Genomic DNA, 18,941 nt, shown 5'->3' with positions numbered 1-18,941 from the left:
CTCCTGGAACGCGGCCCGCCCGCGTTCCAGGAGCAGGCAGAGGGCCGGCTGAGCACCGGGGCAGCCTCCGGTCGACGTCGAGGTTGGGCGTATCTCTGACGTGCACTGGTCGAGCACAGATGCACGTCAGCCGTCGAACCAGACGACCAGGCGGACTCCCTCGTCGCCGTGCAGACGCGCCAACGTGCGCATGACCGACCAGACGGCACCCCATTCGCTGTCGGGCACGACGTCCTTTCGCCGCAGGCGGCCGACGCGGAAAAGCCTGTCGCCGTCCGGCCACTCGGTGTCCTCGGGGTAGACGCTGCCCGCCGAGTAGAGCTGCCGGGCATCGGTGAGGCCGGACAGTTCGGCAAACCGGGTGAGTCCGGAGTTCCGTCCGTGCATCTTCCAGCTGCCGCCTGCGCTCCGGCGGAACTCGTGAACACAGCCGTCGACCTCGTTCGAGACCTCGTCCCCATCGGCGGCTGTCAGCTCCGCCCAGGAGATCCAGGACTCGCCGTGCAGCTCGTCACCCCAGGTCTCGAAGTCGGCGAGGACTCCCTTCGACACGTCGTGAGGGAGGCCCCGGTGATCGGCGAGTGCGCGGAACGAGGTGGTGTCGCGGACACCGAACAGGGAGCCGAAGGCAACGTAGTCGCGCCCGTTGTAGAGGTGCGAGAGGTCGATGGCCTGGAACCACTCGCGATCGTCCTCGTCCAGCCAGCGATCCCACCGGCACTCGATGAAGCCGTGAATGTCTGTCCCCATGCCCGGCATTGTTGTCCGTCGGCAGGCGGTGGGCGAGGTCATTTCTCGCTTCCCGCCCACCGGGTGCGCAGCCCCCCCGGGCAACGACTTCCCCGAGAGCACCCACCAGTGGAGAAACCACAGGTCAGGCATATCGAGGGGAGCTCGCTGCCAGGCTGACACCTATCCGCAGGAGTCGCAGACTCCTGTCACCGGAAGCTCGACGAAGCAGCTGGTGCACACAGGAGCCGGCGTCTCGCTTCCGCCTCGTCGGCGCTCGATGGCCGCTTGGTGCCTGGGAGAAAGCGCAGCGGTTCCGCCGCCGGCGGGGAGAGTCGCACCGAAGTGCCGGTAGCAAGCGAGCCGTGCTTCGGCAGCATGCCGTTCGCGCTCCTCCACTCCGTCCACAGGGGGCTGCCCCGCGGTCTCCAGGACGTCCTTGTAGCCCGCGCCCACCATGCCGTCGTCGGTGTGGACGACCAGGGCGGTCAGCGGCGGATCTCCTCTTCGGTGCGCTTCACGGACCACCCTGCCGAGGATCGGGCCGATCCAGTTGTGGAGCAGGACCTGGGTGCGGATGCCTGACCGGGCCTGTATCTCCTCTGCCAGCTCCTTGTAGGTGATGACCGCGTGATACGTACGAGCCACGTCGACCAACGCCGAGTAAGCCTCTTCTGCCCATCTCCTGCGGGCATCCTGTGCGTCGAGCTGTCCCACCGCGCCCCCATGCCCCTGCTCGCCCGACAGCCGGGCCGCCACGCGACGGACGCGGCAGGTGCCCAATCCTGCCCGTTGGGTCGCCTGGCGTCATGAGGTTCGGCAAGCACGAGGGGTATGCGCGTGCGGACACACGCGCGGGCAGGGGCCGTTTCCCCGGCTACACCCAGGTGTCCAGCCACATCCGGTCCCGCCACAGGTCCTCCGGGATCGACGTCCCGGTGAGCAGCGGCCAGAAGTAGATGAAGTTCCAGACGATCAGGAGCACCAGCACGCCCACCGCGATCACCCCCAGTGTGCGGCGGCGTTCGCCGGTGGGGTCGTGGGTGGTGAGGCCCAGTTCGGCCCGGGCGCCCGTGCCCGCCGCCGGGCCCGCGATCGCGCCCAGCATCATCGTCACGGCCAGACACAGGAACGGGACGAAGACCACCGCGTAGAAGAGGAAGATCGTCCGCTCCTGGTAGAAGAACCAGGGCAGCCAGCCCGCCACCACACCGCAGGCGATGGCGCCCGCCCGCCAGTCGCGGCGGAAGAACCAGCGCCAGACGACGTACGCGAGGGCGAAGCAGGCCAGCCACCACAGCAGCGGGGTGCCGATGGCGAGGACCTCGCTGGCGCACTTGCCGGTCGCCGACTCCTTGCAGCCCGCCTGCTCCTCGTAGTAGTACGAAACGGGCCGGCCCAGCACGAGCCAGCTCCACGGGTTGGACTCGTAGGTGTGGCCCGAGGTCAGGCCGACGTGGAAGTCGTACACCTGGTTCTCGTAGTGCCACAGGCTGCGCAGCCAGTCCGGGAACAGCCAGCTCCAGGAGGAGTCCTTGCCCTCGGTGGCCGCCCAGTTCCGGTAGTAGCCCTTGTCCGTGACGATCCAGCCGGTCCACGACACGACGTACGTGACGATCGCGACCGGCACCGTGGAGAGGAACGCGGGGATCAGGTCGCGGCGCAGCACCGCCTGGTACGGGTGCACGGCCCCTGCCGTGCGCCGGGCCCCGACGTCCCACAGGACCGTCATCAGGCCGAACGCGGCCAGGACGTAGAGGCCGTTCCACTTCGTGGCGAAGGCCAGGCCCAGCATCACGCCCGCCGCCAGCCGCCACGGCCGCCACCCCAGGCGCAGGGTCTCCGCGATCCGGGCGTCCGGGCGCAGGACCCCCTCCTCGTCGACCGGCAGCGCGTCGGCCAGTCGGCGGCGGGCATGGTCACGGTCGGCCACCAGGCAGCCGAACGCGGCCAGCACGAAGAACATGACGATCAGGTCGAGCAGCGCGGTCCGGCTCATCACGAAGTGCAGCCCGTCCACCGCGAGCAGCAGCCCCGCCAGACAGCCCAGGAACGTGGAGCGGAACAGCCGCCGGCCGATCCGGCAGAGGAGAAGCACGGAGATGGTGCCGAGCACCGCCACCATGAAGCGCCAGCCGAACGGCGTGAAGCCGAACAACTGCTCGCCGAGCCCGATGATCCACTTGCCGACCGGCGGATGCACCACATAGCCCGGGTCGGTCGGGATCGGGACGGACGAGGGGTCCTTCAGGATCAGTTTGTCGACGTCCTTGGGCCAGGACCCCTCGTACCCCTGGTTGACCAGCGCCCACGCGTCCTTCGCGTAATACGTCTCGTCGAATATCACCGCGTGCGGCTGGTCCAGCCGCCAGAAGCGCAGCAGCCCGGCGACCAGCGTCACGAGCAGTGGGCCGCCCCAGCCGGACCACCGCACCAGCCGGTCGGCCACATGCGGCGGGATCGCGAGCACCGACCACATCTGCCGTCCCGGCCGGGTGTACGGCGGGTCCAGCCGGTCGCGGAGAGAGGTCTCCGGCCGGGGAACATGGCCGAAGCGGCGCAGCCGCCGTTGCCAGGAGGTCGGCTGTTCGCCGAGCGGGTCCCCGGCGTCTTGGCCCCGCTGGGTCTCGGGTGCGGTACTCGTCACCGCGCCATCGTAGGGAACGCATCTGTGCGAAGGGCGCTGCCCGTGCTGCGAGGATGGCTGATGTGACTGGAACGACTGGAACGCTCGTGCTCGCAGGGACCCCCATCGGTGACGTGTCGGACGCCCCGCCACGCCTCGCCGCCGAACTGGAGCGGGCCGACGTCGTCGCCGCCGAGGACACCCGGCGGCTGCGCCGGCTCACCCAGGCGCTCGGCATCCACACCTCGGGGCGTGTCGTCTCCTACTTCGAGGGGAACGAGTCGGCCCGTACGCCGGAACTCGTCGAAGCCCTGACCGGCGGCGCGCGAGTCCTGCTCGTCACGGACGCGGGCATGCCGTCCGTCTCGGACCCCGGCTACCGGCTCGTCGCCGCCGCCGTGGAGAAGGACATCCGCGTCACCGCCGTCCCGGGGCCCAGCGCCGTACTCACCGCGCTCGCGCTCTCCGGGCTGCCCGTGGACCGCTTCTGCTTCGAGGGGTTTCTGCCCCGCAAGGCGGGTGAACGGCTCTCCAAGCTCCGCGAGGTCGGGGACGAGCGGCGCACCATGGTCTTCTTCGAGGCTCCCCACCGGCTCGACGACACCCTCGCCGCGATGGCGGAGGTCTTCGGCGCCGAGCGCCGCGCCGCCGTGTGCCGGGAGCTGACCAAGACGTACGAGGAGGTCAAGCGCGGTCCGCTCGGCGAGCTGGCCGTGTGGGCCGCCGACGGCGTACGCGGGGAGATCACCGTCGTCGTGGAGGGCGCCACCGACTCCGGCGACGAGGGGCTGGACGCCGAGGAGTTGGTGCGGCGCGTGCGCGTGCGCGAGGAGGCGGGGGAGCGGCGCAAGGAGGCGATCGCCGCCGTCGCCGCCGCGGCGGGACTGCCCAAGCGGGACGTCTTCGACGCGGTGGTGGCCGCCAAGAACGCGGAGAAGAGCGCGGAGAAGGGCGAGCCGGCGAAGCCGTAGCGCCGCGCCGAAGCCGTAGCGCCTACGGCGTCTCCGTCAGCAGGCCGTACGCCGTCGCGACGAACGTGTCCGCCCGGTGCACCCGCCGTGTCGCCGTCGCCGCCACCGCGAGGCCCGTCTCCGGCCGGAAGCCCAGGAACGCCTGCTGGCCCAGGGTCGCTCCCGCGTGGAAGAGGACCGGGCCGTACGGGGACGGGTGGTGGAACCACGTGAGCGTGTGGGTGTGCGCGTGCCGCAGGCCCCGCCGCAGCAGGGGGCGGGACACCTCGGTGAGCGCGGCGGCCAGCGTCGGGTCCCGGGGGTCGGGCCCGCCCGGACGGGCCTCCAGGTGCGCCTCCAGGAACGTCAGCAGGTCCAGCGGGGTCGCCCGGACCGCGCCCGCCGCCGTGAAGCCCCCGGTGTCCAGCGCGGGCACCGGCGTCCCGTCGCGGCGGTGGCCGACCGCCTCCGTGCCCTCCGGGCCCGGGCGCACCCGGGTCGCGTCCAGGCGCAGCGGGGCCAGCACCTGCTGGTGCAGCAGGACCTCCCACGGGGTCCCGGTGGCCGCCGCCAGGGTGTGGCCCAGGACCGAGACGGCGAAGTTCGAGTAGTGCCAGCGGGTCCCGGGGCGGTGGCGCGGGCGGGCCCGCAGGAAGGCCCGGACCACCCGGTCGGCCGGGTAGCCGCCGTACGGGTCGGTGGACCAGCGGGGCACCGCCTGCGGGTAGAAGTCGGCGGGCAGGCCCGGCAGCCCCGAGGTGTGGGTGAGCAGATGGCGCAGGGTGATCCGGCGCACCGCCGGGTGCACCGGGAAGCCCGGGGCCAGCAGGTCCGCCGCCCGGTCCTCGTACCGCACCCGGCCCTGCGCCACCAGCCGGGCCAGCAGCAGCCCCGCGTACGGCTTCGACGCCGAGCCCAGCTCGTGGCCCAGCAGCTCACGGGGGACCGGCCCGGGCTCCCCGCTCCCCCCGGTGTGGACGGTGCGCACCCCGTTCCGGCTGACCGCGAGCACCACGTCCGGGGCGTCGACCGCACGGGCCGCCTCGGCCAGGAGGAGGGCCGTGGCCGGGGAGCCGGGGGTGTCCACGCGGACCGCCGTCGCGTCCGTCATGCCGGGGCCGGGGCGGCGGAGAGGTCGGACAGGGCCCGGGACATCGCGAGCGCCGAGGCGAACGCGGCGACCAGCGTCGGGTGGTAGACGAGGTCGAACACCGCCTCCTCGTCGCCCTCCGGCATCCCGCCGACCACCGGCATCGCCCCGTCCGGCTGCTGGGCCTGCGCGAACCCCTGCCAGGCCGCCGGGTCCAGCGTCGGTTCGGGGAGGCACGCGTCGACGACCAGCAGCTCGCCCAGCAGGTCCCAGCGCTTCAGGTCCAGCCAGTCGTCCAGCCAGACCGGCAGCCACAGCGCCAGGTACTCCGCGATGTCGGCGGGCAGCCCGGCCGGCTTCTCGCCCCAGTCGGTGAGGTGGAACACCGTGTGCGTGATGTCGTAGCCGATGTGGCCCTCGACCGTCCACGGCTCGGCCCGCCGCGCCAGCCAGGTGTGGGCCAGCGCCGCCGTCTCCGGGATGCTCGGCTCCACCCCGAAGCGCCGCTCGATCGCGCTCAGGCCGAGCCGCCGCACCGGCAGCACCTCCAGCGCCGCCCAGCTCGACAGCCGGTGGTTGAGGCGGATCGCTGACTCCAGGTCCGGCTGCCGGTAGCCCAGCTCACGGAACGGTACGTAGACCTCCAGCGGCACCGGCGAGAGCGGTTCGCGCCGCTGGCCCTCCAGCAACCGTGTCCCGGAGCCCAGCAGTTCGTGCCAGGCGTGGTCCAGGAGCTTGTGGGCCAGGGAGGACTGCTGCGAGCCGGCCACGCCCTCGCGGAAGATGACCTTGCCGATCAGCGCCAGCTCGCCCAGCGGCTTGAAGCGGTCCAGCATCCCCGCCTCCGGGGACGGGTCGGCCTCCAGCCGGAACCCCTCCCGGTGTTCGTACAGCCAGCCCAGGGCCTTCGCCCCCACGTCGTGGATCTGCTGGATGCCGCTGCTCATGCGGTCCGCCTTTCCCGGCCGGGCACGGCCTCGCCGGCCCCGGCCGCCCCGCGCAGCGACCTCAGGGACAGGGCCGCGGCGAAGGCCGTCACGAGTGTGGAGTGGTAGCAGTCGATGAAGGGGTACGGGTCCGGCGCGGGGTCCTCGACCGGTACGCCGGTCTCCGGGACGCAGCCGGTCGGATGCTGTACGTCGGCGAGCACCGGCCACACCGCGTCCAGCAGCCCGACGGGCGCGGGCGCCGGCAACGACGCCGCCACCGCCAGCAGCTCGCCGGTGAGGTCCCACTGGCCGCTCTCCAGGCAGCCGTCGGCCCACGCGGGCAGCCAGGTCCGCAGATAGCCGTCGATCCTCGCGGGGACCCGGTCGGGCATCCGGCCCCAGTCCGTGAGGTGGAAGACGGTGTGGGTCAGCGCGTAGCCGGAGGGGCCCTCGAACATCCAGGGCTCCGACAGGCCGCCCAGCCAGGTCCGGGACAGGACCGCGCCGGCGTCGGTGTGGGTCACCACGCCGACCCGCCGCTCGGAGTTGACCAGGCCCAGCTGCCGGTTGGCGTGCTGCTCGGTGTGGGCCCAGGCGCGGGTCGCGGTGAGCGGGAGGGCCAGGGCCTCGAAGCCGTCGTGGCGCAGTCCGTACCCGGCGAAGGCGGCGTAGATCTCGTACGGGTACGCGGCGAACGGCTCGGCGCGCAGCAGCTCCAGCAGCAGTTCGCCCGCCGCGACCTGTTCCCAGGCGTACGTGACGAGCTCCCCGGCCAGTTCGTGTTCCGGGGTGCCGGGGGTGGTGGTGCGGCGGATCGTGGAGCCGAGCTGGGCCAGTTCTCCCAGGGGCTTCAGCGTGGCGTTGACCTGGGTGTGGGGTTCCAGGACGTCGTCGGGGAGTGTGAAGTCCGCCCGGTGCGCGTCGGTCCAGGCGAGGGCGGAGCGCAGGACGCCGGGGAGCAGTGCGAGCGCGACGCCGGGGGCCGGATGCTCCCGGTCGGCCCCGGCCCCGGGCCCCGGGCGTCCCCGCGGGCCCTTGGCCGGGCGGTCCTGGGAGGGGCCCTCGGTCGCGGTCGTGGTCACCGTGCCCTCGCTTCGGCCATCAGCCGGGCGGCCCGCACATGGAGGGTGACCCGGGGGTCGTGGCCGCCCATCAGCTCGACGAAGTCCAGGCCGCGTTCCAGGCCCAGCGTCGCGGGTTCGCCGCCGATGGCCGCGAGCCAGCGGCCCGCGCCCGCCGCCTGGAGCCAGTCGCGCCGCCGGACCGCGCGGACGAAGCCGCGCGACAGGTCGACGGCCCGGTGCGTCGCGGCCTGCCGCACGGCCGAGGGGGCGGCCGGGACGGCGAGCGGTGCGAGGACCGAGAGCTGGTGGGTGAACGCCTGCCAGGGCGCCCCCTCCAGCCAGGCGGCGTCGGGCTCCGCGTACGTCGCGGGAGCAGCCGCACCCGGTGGGGGCGGCGCCATCCGCTGGAGCGTGGAGATCATGTGCCAGTGGCTCCACGCCGTCGCGGCCGGAGCGTCGGGCTTGGGCGGGAACTCCCGCACCGCCCGGTCGAGCACGGCGACGTCACCCGGATGCGGATGACGTCCGTAGAGAACACTGGGCAGCAGCAGGTCGGCCCCGATGACCCGTGCCGCCGCGATTCCGGTCCGATTCTCCTCGTCGATTCCCGCCGCGCCGCACACCGTGGCGAGGTGGTCCCCGCTCCGAAGAGCGAGGACCACCTCTGTTGCCAGGTCATGCACGGCGCCCGCGAGGGGCGACGAAGCATGTGTCTGGTCCATGTGCCGTCGACTAGCCCTTCTTCGGGCGCGGGGTCGGGGGCGAGAGGAGCAGCGCGCCGCCGCCCGCGAGAAGCGCGAGATAGGCGCACTCGCGGGAGTCGCGGTACAGGCCTTCGACCTCGCCCGGGTTGAGGGCGGCGTCGAGGTCGAGCTCGATGTCGGTGGCAGTGGTGTCCGTGGTGAACATGGGTTGTTCCCCGTCCTGTGGGAAATGGGGTGGACGTAATGAGTGAAAAGGAGGAATGGGGGCGCCGCAAATCGGCGTGTGACATCCGGGTACATCGCGATTTCAATTGAATGGTGAATTCATGGCGCGCGGGCGGATGAAAAGCCCGGGAATACAAGGAAGCGGGGAGGGTGGGCAGGGGTGGTGCGCCGGGCGCATTCACGACCGGTGCACGGCGCGCTCGGGGGCGCTCGACGATCCGGCGGTCACACGCCGCCCTCCCTTGGTCCAGTCCCCTGCCATGCGTCGGCAAAGGGCCTCCAAAGGAGGCCAAGAACGCACCAATATTGCCTCCGAGCTGGTGCGTCCGTACGGGTGCAGGTGTCCACTGGAGGGGACGGGCCACCTGCTCGAAAACCCTCGGGCGGGCCGCCCGCCCCCGGAGCGCGTGACCCGCGGCCAAGAGGAGCAGGCATGAGCGAGATCGCAGCCACCACCGTCCATGAGGCGTATGCCTTCGCCTGCATGAAGTGCGGGTACGGCTGGGAGCAGTCCTACGAGATAGAGCACCATGTCGACGTCCACGGTCACGCCTTCGTCGTCTACACGGCGGACGGCGAGCGCGTGCCGTCCCCGCTCTCCACGCCCACCTGCACGAACTGCGGCGGACACGTGGTGCGCATCATGCGGGCGGGGCGGGTCGCCGGCGTCCAGGAACTGCTGCGCAAGCAACAGGCGCCGCGCGCGGCGGAGGCCGCGAAGGACGGGACGGTGTCGACCGCCGCCACCCCGGCCCGCCACTGGCGCCTGTCCGACCTGCTCCACCCCTTCCACCGCAGGTGAGCCATCCCTTCCGCCGGGGTGACACCGGCGGACCACCGCGGGTGACAGAGACCGACCACCGCGGGTGACGTGATCCTTCCGGCGCGGACGGGGTGGGCCTTCCGTCGCGGATGACGTTCCCGGGTGGCTTCCGCAGCCGACGATCGTACGAGGGTGGGGCCCTCGTACGATCGTCGGCATGAGCCGTACCGAAGCCCCGCCGCTGCCCGAGCCCCTGCGGGTTCCGGTCGCCGACTCCCACACGCACCTGGACATGCAGGACGCCACCGTCGAGGAGGCCCTCGCCCGGGCCGCAGCGGTGAACGTGACGGCCGTCGTCCAGGTCGGCTGCGACGTGGCCGGCTCCCGGTGGGCCGCCGACACCGCGGCCGCGCACCCCGCCGTCCACGCCTCGGTCGCCCTGCACCCCAACGAGGCCCCGCGCATCGTCCACGGGTATGAGGGCACCGCCGGCACCGCGCGGCAGGGGGCGAGGGAGCCCGGCGGCAGGGCGGCGCTGGACGAGGCGCTCGCGGAGATCGACGCGCTGGCCGCCCTCGACCACGTACGCGGGGTCGGCGAGACGGGCCTGGACTTCTTCCGCACCGGACCCGAGGGCGTCGCCGCCCAGGAGGAGTCCTTCCGGGCCCACATCGAGATCGCCAAGCGGCACGGCAAGGCCCTGGTCATCCACGACCGCGACGCGCACGAGGACGTCCTGCGGGTCCTGCTCGACGCGGGCGCGCCGGAGAGGACCGTGTTCCACTGCTACTCCGGCGACGCCGACATGGCCCGGATCTGCGCGCGGGCCGGGTACTTCATGTCCTTCGCGGGCAACGTGACCTTCAAGAACGCCCAGCCGCTGCGGGACGCCCTGGCCGTCGCCCCGGCCGAGCTGGTCCTCGTCGAGACGGACGCCCCTTTCCTCACCCCCGCCCCGTACCGAGGGCGGCCCAACGCGCCCTACCTCATCCCGGTCACGCTCCGCGCCATGGCCGAGGTGAAGGGTCTCGACGAGGACGTGCTGGCCGCCGCGATCTACGACAACACCGCGCGCGCGTTTGATTTCTGACCGCCGGCCCGACCGGTGTGGGCACGCTGCGTAGTCGTGTCGCTTTGGAGAGTCACCGCCGCTCGGCTATCGTCCCCGCGCACGACGGGGCGGCAGCGGGCGGATCTTCGGGAGCGGCGTGAACGGCGTGAACACTTCGCAGGACAGGCGCCTCGGCGCGTTCCACGAGCAGCCGACCGTGGCCGGCACCCCGCTCGCCCCGCCGCCCGGGGTGCCCCGGCAGGGCCCCACCCGGGCCGACGCCCGGCGGGCCGCCAAGCGCCGCCGGACGCTCGTCGCTCACCCCGGGAGCCTGCGGCGCCTCGTCCCGAAAGCCCTCGTCGTCGCCTTCCTGGCCGGCGGCACCACCGCGTTCGTCGCCCACGACAAGGCCGTCCGCCTGAGCGTCGACGGCACACCCCGGACCCTGCACACCTTCGCCGACGACGTCACCGGGCTCCTGGCGGAGGAGGGCGTCACCGTCGGCGCGCACGACGTCGTCTCCCCGGCCCCCGGCACCGGCCTCGACCACGGCGACGAGGTCGTCGTCCGCCACGGGCGACCGCTCACCCTCACCCTCGACGGCGTCCGCCGCCAGGTCTGGACGACCGCCGACACCGTGGCCGGGGCCCTGCGCGCATGCGGGATCCGCGCCGAGGGCGCGTACCTCTCCGCCGCCCGCTCCGCACGGATCGCCCGCACCGGCCTGACCCTCACCGTCCGCACCGAACGCGCCGTGACCTTCATGGCCGACGGCCAGGAACGCACCGTGCGCACCAACGCCGCCACCGTCCACGAGGCCCTCGCCGAGGCGGGCATCAGCCTGCACGGCCACGACACCACCTCCGTCGACCCCGCGAGCTTCCCGCGCGACGGCCAGACGATCTCCGTCATGCGGATCACCGACACCCGCGAGGTGCACGAGGAGACGGTCCCGTACGCCGTCGAACGGAGCGAGGACCCCGAGCTGTTCCGGGGCGCCGAGGTCATCGAGCGGGCCGGCCGCAACGGGGTGCGCCGGGTCACGTACGCGGTCCGGACCGTCAACGGCGTCCGGCAGAAACCGCGCAGGACCGCCGAGGAACTCGTCCACCTGCCGGTCAGCCGCGTCGTGCGCACCGGCACCCGGCAGCGCCCCGCGTCGGTCGCCGGGGCGGACGGGCTGAACTGGTCCGCGCTCGCCGCCTGCGAGTCCGGCGGCCGTCCCGGCGCGGTGGACCCGAGCGGGACGTACGGCGGGCTGTACCAGTTCGACACCCGGACCTGGCAGTCCCTCGGGGGCAGCGGCCGCCCCCAGGACGCGCCCGCCACCGAGCAGACGTACCGGGCGAAGAAGCTGTACGTGCAGCGGGGGGCGAGTCCGTGGCCCCACTGCGGCCGTAGGCTTACCGGGTGAGCAGCACAGAGCCCGACGCCCTCCTGGGCCCCGCAGACATCCGCGACCTGGCCGCGAAGCTGGGCGTACGCCCCACCAAGCAGCGCGGTCAGAACTTCGTCATCGACGCCAACACCGTCCGCCGCATCGTGCGCACGGCCGAGGTCCGCCCGGACGACACCGTCGTCGAGGTCGGTCCCGGGCTCGGCTCACTGACCCTGGCGCTCCTGGAGGCGGCGGACCGCGTCGTCGCGGTCGAGATCGACGACGTGCTCGCCGCCGCGCTGCCCGCCACGGTCGAGGCCCGGATGCCGGAGCGCGCCGACCGCTTCGCCCTGGTCCACTCCGACGCGATGCAGGTCACCGAACTGCCCGGCCCCGCGCCCACGGCGCTCGTCGCGAACCTCCCGTACAACGTGGCCGTGCCCGTCCTGCTGACCATGCTGGAGCGCTTCCCCAGCATCGAGCGGACCCTCGTCATGGTCCAGGCCGAGGTCGCCGACCGCCTCGCCGCCCGCCCCGGCAACAAGGTCTACGGCGTGCCGTCGGTGAAGGCCAACTGGTACGCGGAGGTCAAGCGCGCCGGGTCCATCGGCCGCACCGTCTTCTGGCCCGCCCCGAACGTCGACTCCGGGCTCGTCTCCCTGGTCCGGCGCACCGAGCCGATCGCCACCACCGCGTCCCGCGCCGAGGTCTTCGCCGTCGTGGACGCCGCCTTCGCCCAGCGCCGCAAGACCCTGCGCGCCGCGCTCTCCGGCTGGGCCGGCTCCGCGCCCGCCGCCGAGGCGGCGCTCGTCGCCGCCGGGATCTCGCCGCAGGCGCGCGGCGAGGCGCTGACGGTGGAGGAGTTCGCGGCGATCGCCGAGAACAAGCCGGAGGCGGCCCTGTGAGTTCCGTGAGCACCGCCGTCACCGTCCGCGTCCCCGCCAAGGTCAACGTCCAGCTCGCCGTGGGCGCCGCCCGCCCCGACGGCTTCCACGACCTGGCCAACGTCTTCCTCGCCGTCGGCCTGTACGACGAGGTCACCGCGGCCCCCGCCGACGAGCTGCGCATCACCTGCTCGGGCCCCGACGCCGCCCAGGTCCCCCTGGACACGACCAACCTCGCCGCCCGCGCCGCCCTCGCCCTGGCCGAGCGGTACGGCGTCGAGCCCGCCGTCCACCTGCACATCGCCAAGGACATCCCGGTCGCGGGCGGCATGGCGGGCGGCAGCGCCGACGGGGCCGCCGCGCTCGTCGCCTGCGACGCCCTGTGGGGGACCGGCGCGAGCCGCGACGAGCTGCTGGCCATCTGCGCGGAGCTGGGCAGTGACGTGCCGTTCAGCCTGGTCGGCGGGGCCGCGCTCGGCACCGGGCGGGGCGAGAAGCTGACCCCGATCGAGGTCGGCGGCACCTTCCACTGGGTCTTCGCGGTGGCGGACGGCGGGCTCTCCACCCCCGCCGTCTACGCCGAGTTCGACCGCCTCACGGCCGGCACCGACGTCCCGGAGCCGACCGCGTCCCCCGCGCTGCTGGCCGCCCTGCGCTCCGGCGACTCCGGCGCACTCGCGGGCGCCCTGAGCAACGACCTCCAGCCCGCCGCGCTCTCCCTGCGCCCCTCCCTCGCCGAGACCCTGGCCGCGGGCACCGAGGCGGGGGCCCTGGCCGCCCTGGTCTCCGGGTCCGGGCCGACGACGGCGTTCCTGGTGGAGGACGAGTCGGCGGCCCGCAAGGTGGCCGACGCGCTGATGGCCTCCGGGACGTGCCGCGAGGCGCGCACGGCGGTGGCCCCCGCACCGGGCGCGAAGGCGATCTGACCCCCGCGCCGCTTCTTCCCCCTCCGCCCCTCGTGTCTTCCCTCCGACCCGCGTACTCACCCGGGATCTGAGTACGGTCGCGCTGCCGCGCCCCGCCCGGTCCGCGCGACCGTACGTCCATGGGATCAAGTGTTCGTGAACTGGCCGTGGCGACGCCCGTCACCCGGGACCGCTACGTCGACCTCCTGCGGGTCGCCTCGCTCGGCGCGGTCGTGCTCGGCCACTGGCTGATGGCCGCCGTCACCCCGGACGGGGTGGGCAACCTGCTCGCCGTCGTCCCGGCGCTCCAGCCGCTGACCTGGCTGCTCCAGGTCATGCCGGTGTTCTTCTTCGTCGGCGGCTTCTCCCACGCTCTCTCCTACCGCTCGCTCCTCCGCAAGCGCCCCGAGGGGTCCGAGGACTCCGTCTACCCGGCCTTCCTGCGCGCCCGGCTCCAGCGGCTGCTGCGCCCGACCACGGTCTTCGTCCTGGTCTGGGGTGCGGCGGCGCTGCTGGTCCAACTCCTCGGCGGGGGCGGCGGACTGACCGGCGTCACCCTGCGCATGGTGACCCAGCCGCTGTGGTTCATCGGGATCTACCTGGCGATGGTCGCCTTCACCCCTCCGCTGCTGAGGCTGCACGAGCGGTACGGCTGGGGGGCCTTCGCCGGACTGGCCGGGGCGGCGCTCGCGGTGGACGTGCTGCGCTTCGCGGCCGGAGTCCCGTACGTCGAGTTCCTGAACTTCGCGTTCGTCTGGCTGGCCGTCCACCAGCTCGGGTTCCTGCGCGCCGACGGCCGCATCCGCCGCCCCGCGCTCCTCGCCGGGGCGGGCCTGGTCACCGCGATCGCGGTGGTGGCGTTCGGGCCGTACCCGCTGTCCATGGTCGGGATGCCCGGCGAGAAGGTCAGCAACATGGCCCCGCCCACCCTCGCCCTGCTCTGCCACGGCCTCTGGCTCGTCGGCGCGGTCGAACTCCTCCGCGCCCCGGTCGCCCGCCTGCTGGAGCGCCCCCGGGTCTGGCGCACGGTGGTGGCGGCCAACGGGGTGGCGATGACCGCGTTCCTCTGGCACCTCACGGCGATGTTCGGGGTGTACGGGGCGCTGCTCGCCCTCGACGTCGAGCTGCCCGAGCCGGCGTCGGCCGCCTGGTGGGCCCAGGTCCCGCTGCGGCTCGCCCTCGCGGCGGCCCTCACCGCCGGGCTCGTCGCCGCCTTCCGCACCTTCGAACGTCCGGTCTCCGGGACCTCCCGGCCCTCCACGGCACCCGGGGCCGCCGGGGCCGGCCCCCTCGCCGCCCTCGGCGCGACGCTCTGCCTGCTCGGCGTGCTGGGCCTGTCCATGGTCGGCTTCGACGGCCTGCTGGACGGCCGTACCGCCCTGCTGATCGCGATCCCGGTCAGCGCCCCGGCCGCCGTCGCGATGACCCTGGGCGGCTGGCTGCTGGTGGAGCGGGCGGGGCGGGGGCCAGGGCGCGGCGGGCTTCAGCGGCCGTAGTGGTACCGGCAGGCAGCTCCCGCACCGTGCCGCCGCCGTTCTCCGGACGGTCGATCGAGGAGAGCAGCCGACGGGCAAGGCCGGGCGACCGGACCCCCGGCGCCGCGCCGTACCCTGGGAAGGTCGATCAACCCCTAGGCAGGAGTGAAATGGCCGTCAATCTGGTCAATGTCGAGCAGGTCAGCAAGGTGTACGGCACCCGTGCCCTGCTCGACGGTGTATCCCTCGGGGTCTCCGAGGGCGACCGGATCGGTGTCGTGGGCCGCAACGGCGACGGCAAGACCACCCTCATCCGGATGCTCGCCAAGCTGGAGGACGCGGACACCGGCCGCGTCACCCACAACGGCGGGCTGCGACTCGGCGTCCTCACCCAGCACGATTCCCTGGACCCGGAGAAGACCATCCGCCAGGAGGTCATCGGCGATCTCGCCGACCACGAGTGGGCGGGCAGCGCCAAGATCCGCGACGTGCTCACCGGGCTCTTCGGCGGCCTGGCCCTCCCCGGCTTCGAGCACGGGCTCGACACCGTCATCGCCCCGCTCTCCGGTGGCGAGCGCCGCCGTATCGCGCTGGCCAAGCTCCTCATCGACGAACAGGACCTGATCGTCCTCGACGAGCCCACCAACCACCTCGACGTCGAGGGCATCTCCTGGCTGGCCGGCCACCTGCGGACCCGGCGCTCCGCCCTCGTCTGCGTCACCCACGACCGGTGGTTCCTCGACCAGGTCTGCACCCGCATGTGGGACGTCCAGCGCGGCACCGTCCACGAGTACGAGGGCGGCTACAGCGACTACGTGTTCGCCCGCGCCGAGCGGGAGCGCATCGCCGCCACCGAGGAGTCCAAGCGGCAGAACCTCATGCGCAAGGAGCTGGCCTGGCTGCGCCGCGGCGCCCCCGCCCGTACCTCCAAGCCGCGCTACCGCATCGAGGCCGCCAACGAACTCATCGCCGACGTGCCGCCGCCGCGCGACACCAGCGAGCTGATGAAGTTCGCCAACGCCCGCCTCGGCAAGACCGTCTTCGACCTGGAGGACGTGACCGTCCAGGCCGGCCCCAAGACCCTTCTCACCCACCTCACCTGGCAGCTCGGCCCCGGCGACCGCATCGGCCTGGTCGGCGTCAACGGCGCGGGCAAGACCTCGCTGCTGCGCGCGCTCGCCCAGGCCGCCCGCACCCAGGGCGACGAGCAGCCCGCCGCCGGGAAGGTCGTCGTCGGCAAGACCGTCAAGCTCGCCTACCTCTCCCAGGAGGTCACCGAGCTCAACCCGAACCTCCGGGTCCTGGAGGCCGTCCAGCAGGTGCGCGACCGGGTCGATCTCGGCAAGGGCCGCGAGATGACCGCCGGTCAGCTCTGCGAGCAGTTCGGCTTCACCAAGGAGAAGCAGTGGACGCCCGTCGGCGACCTCTCCGGCGGTGAGCGCCGCCGGCTCCAGATCCTGCGGCTGCTGATGGACGAGCCCAACGTCCTCTTCCTCGACGAGCCCACCAACGACCTCGACATCGAGACCCTGACGCAGCTGGAGGACCTCCTCGACAGCTGGCCCGGGTCGATGATCGTGATCTCCCACGACCGGTTCTTCATCGAGCGGACCACCGACCGGGTCATGGCGCTCCTCGGCGACCGCGCCCTGCGCATGCTGCCGCGCGGGATCGACGAGTACCTGGAGCGCCGGCAGCGGATGGAGGAGGAGTCCACCCCCTCCGCCGCCGCACCCCGTACGTCCACCGCGGCCGCCGCGGCCCCGGCCGTCTCGGCGCAGGAGGCCCGCGCCGCGAAGAAGGAGCTCCAGAAGGTCGAGCGGCAGCTCGACAAGCTCTCCACCCGGGAGACCGCGCTGCACAAGCAGATCGCCGACAACGCCACCGACTTCGGGAAGGTCGCGGGGCTCGACGCCGAGCTGCGCGAACTCGTCACCGAGCGGGACGAGTTGGAGATGCGCTGGCTGGAACTGGCCGAGGACGCCTGACGGGCGGCGGCGCGGCAGGTGGTAGAACGGGACGGCAGGGACCGTACGTTCGAGGGGGACCACACCGATGTCGCAGCCGCCGCAGCCGCCGCCGCAGGGCGGGCCGGGGGAGCAGGAGGGCTTCGGCGCTCCGTACGAACCGCAGCCCGGTGCGTACGGAGCCCCCGTGCCGCCTCAGTACCAGCCCCAGCCGCAGCCCGGCCCGTACGCCTCGCCGCCCACGGCGCCGTACGGCTACCCGCAGCCGCAGCCGCAGCCGCAGCCGCAGCCGCCCACCGTGTCATACGGCCACCCGGGGCCCCGGCCCTCGCCCTCCGGCGGGCGCTCACGGGGCCGGGTCGCGGGTCTCGTCGCCGCCGTGCTCGCCGGGGTCCTCGTCATCGGGGCCGGCGTCTGGTTCGCGGTGGGCGGCGACGACGGCACCGACGACAAGCAGCCCCTCGCGAAGGAGAGCGCCGCCCCGAAGCAGCCCGGCGCCGGGCCGGGCCCGAAGGCGACGCGCGCCCCGGGGGCCGCGGAGATCAACAAGGGCCGCAAGGAGGGCGAGGCGAAGGCCCGCTGGGTCCAGAGGAACGGCGTGGACCTGCCGGGGGGCGGCGCCTCCGCCCTCGGCCCCTGGGTCGTCGGCGATGTCGTGGCCAAGGCCATGTACCGCACGGCGTCCGGCTATTCCCTCGACGACGGATCGCGGAAGTGGAGCCTGCGGCTGCCCTCCGACGTCTGCGCGGCACCCACCCGGCCGACCGCGGACGGGAAGATCGTCATCGGGCTCCTGACCGACACCTCCACGGAGGATTCGGTCTGCGACAAGCTCCAGATGATCGATCTGGCCACCGGTGAGGCGGGCTGGTCCGCGACCTTCGAACGGGCGCCGACGCAGGACGGGCTCGCGAACATCGTCATGGCGATCAGCGGCGACGTCCTGACGATCGGGCGCGTCGGCCGCACCGACGCCTACCGCGTCAGTGACGGCAAGCACCTGTGGGACGAACTGCCCGGCCCCTGCCAGTCGTACGGTCTCGCCGGCGGAGCCGTCCTGCTCGCCGCTGTCGGCTGCCGCGATCAGCCGGCCGGAGAGTCCGAGGCCGGCGATGTCATCGAGGAACTGCGGCGCATCGACCCGCCCACCGGCCGGACCCTGTGGACGTACAAGCCCGAGAAGGGCTGGCTGATCGACGAAGTCCACTCCGTCGACCCGCCGGTGATCTCGCTCCGCGAGGGCGGGGCGGTCGAGGGCAAGTGGGCGATCGCGGTCCTGAACGCCGACGGAACCCTCCGCTCCCGGCCCATCGCCGGCGACGACGTCCCCGAGGCCCGGTGCACCGGCATGCGGCGGAACGTGGGCGCGAACCTCGACACCTGCGTCGGCGTGACCGCCGACGCCGACACGCTCTACACCGCCACGAAGCACCGGTTCGAGGACGGGGTGCTGACCAACGACGTCGTCGCCTTCGACATGAGCACCGGCAAGAAGAAGTGGAAGGTCCCCGCACCCGCCGGCCAGACCCTGATGCCGCTGCGCGTCGAAGGCGGCAAGGCGCTGATCTACCTCAGCCCGCCCGGCGCGAAGAGCGGCACCAAGGGCGTCGGCGGCGGCATCGTGGCGCTCGGACCGGACGGCGGCGCACCGCAGCAGGTCCTGCGCCACCCGGCGTCGGCCGCGGTGACCGAGCGCACCTTCACCGATCCGCTCGTCCTCTACACCGGCGGCCGCTCGCTGCTCATGCTCACCTATGTCTCCGGGGCCTCCGACGAGGAGGAGACGGAGCTGCCGACGATGATCGCCTTCGGTGACTGACCATCACCTTCCGCCGGGGCGTAACGGAGGCATCACAAGGCGGTTCTCCCTTGGGAACAGGGGTTGGCCCGAACCGGTTCCCGGTGGGGGGCGGGTGGTAGAAAGAAGCCCCGCCCGACTGTCGCAACACCGCGGAAGCCATGCCCGATTCGCTCCTTTCCGAGGGGAATTGACCCTCTTGGGAATGCGGGGGAGACCGATTCGGGCACCGGACCGCACGAAGGGGGACGTGCTGATATGAGCCAGCCGCCCAGCCAGCAACCGCCGCAGGGAGGCTTCGGGGCTCCGCAGGAGCCGCCGAACGGAGCTCCTCAGCAGCCCCAGGACCAGCCGAACCCGGCGAAGCCGCCGCAGGCACCGCCCGGTCAGGCGCCCCAGGGGC

Annotated in this window: 17 protein-coding genes; 9 read left to right on the top strand and 8 right to left on the bottom strand. The window is 73.1% G+C overall.

Annotated features, from left to right (window positions below):
* Window positions 1–126: 126 nt before the first annotated feature.
* The 3 genes from HET64_RS22855 to HET64_RS22845 all read right to left on the bottom strand — a co-directional run bounded on the left by HET64_RS22855 (window position 127) and on the right by HET64_RS22845 (window position 3,376).
* Window positions 127–750 carry a hypothetical protein gene (locus HET64_RS22855; RefSeq protein WP_215108425.1) on the bottom strand — a complete coding sequence of 208 codons (624 nt, stop codon included), beginning with the start codon at window positions 748–750 and terminating at the stop codon, window positions 127–129.
* A 162-nt stretch (window positions 751–912) separates the two neighbouring features.
* A complete protein-coding gene (locus HET64_RS22850) occupies window positions 913–1,377 on the bottom strand; it encodes a hypothetical protein (RefSeq protein WP_308370324.1) in 465 nt (154 codons plus the stop codon).
* Between the two features lie 229 nt (window positions 1,378–1,606).
* Window positions 1,607–3,376: a dolichyl-phosphate-mannose--protein mannosyltransferase gene (locus HET64_RS22845; RefSeq protein ID WP_215108421.1), complete on the bottom strand. Its 1,770-nt coding sequence runs from the start codon at window positions 3,374–3,376 to the stop codon at window positions 1,607–1,609.
* Between the two features lie 53 nt (window positions 3,377–3,429).
* On the opposite strand from HET64_RS22845, the gene rsmI reads away from it, so the two are divergent.
* A complete protein-coding gene (rsmI, locus tag HET64_RS22840) occupies window positions 3,430–4,326 on the top strand; it encodes a 16S rRNA (cytidine(1402)-2'-O)-methyltransferase (protein WP_215108420.1) in 897 nt (298 codons plus the stop codon).
* A gap of 22 nt (window positions 4,327–4,348) precedes the next feature.
* Here rsmI and HET64_RS22835 read toward each other — a convergent pair whose 3' ends face one another.
* From HET64_RS22835 to HET64_RS22815, 5 genes are read right to left on the bottom strand one after another with little or no spacing between them, the layout of a single operon-like run.
* Window positions 4,349–5,416 (bottom strand): serine hydrolase, encoded by a 1,068-nt coding sequence (locus HET64_RS22835; RefSeq protein WP_215108418.1) that lies wholly within the window; start codon window positions 5,414–5,416, stop codon window positions 4,349–4,351.
* On the bottom strand, window positions 5,413–6,342 hold the full coding sequence (locus tag HET64_RS22830; protein ID WP_215108416.1) for a hypothetical protein: 930 nt from the start codon (window positions 6,340–6,342) through the stop codon (window positions 5,413–5,415). The genes HET64_RS22835 and HET64_RS22830 overlap by 4 nt, the downstream gene beginning before the upstream one ends.
* Window positions 6,339–7,406 carry a hypothetical protein gene (locus HET64_RS22825; RefSeq protein ID WP_215108414.1) on the bottom strand — a complete coding sequence of 356 codons (1,068 nt, stop codon included), beginning with the start codon at window positions 7,404–7,406 and terminating at the stop codon, window positions 6,339–6,341. The genes HET64_RS22830 and HET64_RS22825 overlap by 4 nt, the downstream gene beginning before the upstream one ends.
* The gene (locus HET64_RS22820; protein WP_215108412.1) at window positions 7,403–8,110 is read right to left on the bottom strand and encodes a hypothetical protein; all 708 of its coding nucleotides are present in this window, start codon (window positions 8,108–8,110) and stop codon (window positions 7,403–7,405) included. Before HET64_RS22820 ends, HET64_RS22825 begins: the two co-directional genes overlap by 4 nt.
* A gap of 10 nt (window positions 8,111–8,120) precedes the next feature.
* Window positions 8,121–8,297, bottom strand: coding sequence for a hypothetical protein (locus HET64_RS22815; protein ID WP_007455151.1), 177 nt, complete (start codon window positions 8,295–8,297; stop codon window positions 8,121–8,123).
* A 453-nt stretch (window positions 8,298–8,750) separates the two neighbouring features.
* Between HET64_RS22815 and HET64_RS22810 the strand changes: the two genes are divergently transcribed.
* The 8 genes from HET64_RS22810 to HET64_RS22775 all read left to right on the top strand — a co-directional run bounded on the left by HET64_RS22810 (window position 8,751) and on the right by HET64_RS22775 (window position 18,559).
* Window positions 8,751–9,119, top strand: coding sequence for a hypothetical protein (locus HET64_RS22810; RefSeq protein WP_215108411.1), 369 nt, complete (start codon window positions 8,751–8,753; stop codon window positions 9,117–9,119).
* Between the two features lie 178 nt (window positions 9,120–9,297).
* Complete coding sequence (locus HET64_RS22805; RefSeq protein ID WP_215108410.1) at window positions 9,298–10,170, top strand: TatD family hydrolase; 873 nt, start codon at window positions 9,298–9,300, stop codon at window positions 10,168–10,170.
* Window positions 10,171–10,288: 118 nt separating this feature from the next.
* The gene (locus tag HET64_RS22800; RefSeq protein WP_215108409.1) at window positions 10,289–11,545 is read left to right on the top strand and encodes a resuscitation-promoting factor; all 1,257 of its coding nucleotides are present in this window, start codon (window positions 10,289–10,291) and stop codon (window positions 11,543–11,545) included.
* Window positions 11,542–12,414 carry a 16S rRNA (adenine(1518)-N(6)/adenine(1519)-N(6))-dimethyltransferase RsmA gene (gene rsmA, locus HET64_RS22795; RefSeq protein ID WP_215108408.1) on the top strand — a complete coding sequence of 291 codons (873 nt, stop codon included), beginning with the start codon at window positions 11,542–11,544 and terminating at the stop codon, window positions 12,412–12,414. The genes HET64_RS22800 and rsmA overlap by 4 nt, the downstream gene beginning before the upstream one ends.
* Before the next feature lie 5 nt (window positions 12,415–12,419).
* Window positions 12,420–13,319, top strand: coding sequence for a 4-(cytidine 5'-diphospho)-2-C-methyl-D-erythritol kinase (locus HET64_RS22790; RefSeq protein WP_215108427.1), 900 nt, complete (start codon window positions 12,420–12,422; stop codon window positions 13,317–13,319).
* A gap of 119 nt (window positions 13,320–13,438) precedes the next feature.
* On the top strand, window positions 13,439–14,794 hold the full coding sequence (locus HET64_RS22785; protein WP_215108407.1) for an acyltransferase: 1,356 nt from the start codon (window positions 13,439–13,441) through the stop codon (window positions 14,792–14,794).
* Window positions 14,795–14,943: 149 nt separating this feature from the next.
* Window positions 14,944–16,761, top strand: coding sequence for an ABC-F family ATP-binding cassette domain-containing protein (locus tag HET64_RS22780; protein WP_215108406.1), 1,818 nt, complete (start codon window positions 14,944–14,946; stop codon window positions 16,759–16,761).
* Between the two features lie 67 nt (window positions 16,762–16,828).
* Window positions 16,829–18,559, top strand: a complete 1,731-nt coding sequence (locus HET64_RS22775; protein ID WP_215108404.1) for a PQQ-binding-like beta-propeller repeat protein — start codon at window positions 16,829–16,831, stop codon at window positions 18,557–18,559.
* Window positions 18,560–18,941 lie beyond the last annotated feature (382 nt).

The organism is Streptomyces sp. McG3 (assembly GCF_018619185.1).
GTDB lineage: Bacteria > Actinomycetota > Actinomycetes > Streptomycetales > Streptomycetaceae > Streptomyces.
The sequence above is the reverse complement of the archived record's forward strand: the minus strand, read 5'-3'. Positions and strand labels throughout refer to the sequence as shown.